Source organism: Vibrio sp. 704, assembly GCF_033339295.1.
The window spans coordinates 1-802 of record NZ_JAWOUH010000301.1 but is presented as its reverse complement, the minus strand read 5'-3'; the positions used below and the strand labels follow the sequence as shown (position 1 = coordinate 802).

At 49.6% G+C, this 802-nt stretch carries 1 protein-coding gene; it reads left to right on the top strand.

Features of this window, described 5'->3' with window-relative positions:
• Positions 1-802: HD domain-containing protein (locus tag R7R24_RS26060; protein ID WP_318120021.1), on the top strand; the 802-nt coding region annotated here is incomplete at both ends.

Here is an 802-nt window from a genome sequence, read left to right as displayed (position 1 = left end):
ATATCGCGAACGACTCAACCATTGAGGGGGTAAGCCCTCCAACCCTGCGCCAACTGCGTACTGCACGTCGCCGCTTAAACAAATTTTTGCACACGATTCCAGCGGCTCGTGAAAAATTCTTAGCGTTATGTCGACATCCAAATGCACTTCATAAAGCGTTCAGTTTGATGCATAGACTTGGGGTAATGGCCGCATATTTACCGCAATGGAGCCAGATTGTTGGGCAGATGCAGTTCGACCTGTTCCACGCCTACACGGTTGACGAGCACAGCATTCGCCTACTCAAACACATCAATACCTTTAACAATCCAGACAACCATGCGAAGCATCCGATTTGTTGCGACATATACCCGCGCATGCAAAAGAAAGAACTGCTGATCATTGCAGCAATCTTCCATGACATTGGTAAGGGCCGTGGGGGCGATCACTCAGTGATTGGTGAGGGTGAAGCGTACGATTTCTGTATTGAACACGGGCTGTCGAAGCCAGAAGCTAAGTTAGTGGGCTGGCTGGTGAGGCATCACCTTCTCATGTCAGTCACCGCACAACGACGCGATATTTACGATCCTGACGTCATTACAGAGTTTGCGAAACAAGTTCGTGACGAAGAATCTCTTGAGTATTTAGTGTGTCTCACGGTTGCGGATATTTGCGCAACCAATCCAGAGTTGTGGAATGCTTGGAAACGCACGCTGCTTGCCGAGCTCTTCTACTCAACGCAACGCGCACTGCGTCGCGGATTAGAAAATCCGGTTAATGTGCGGGAGCGTACTCACCATAACCAACAAATGCCATCCGCAGC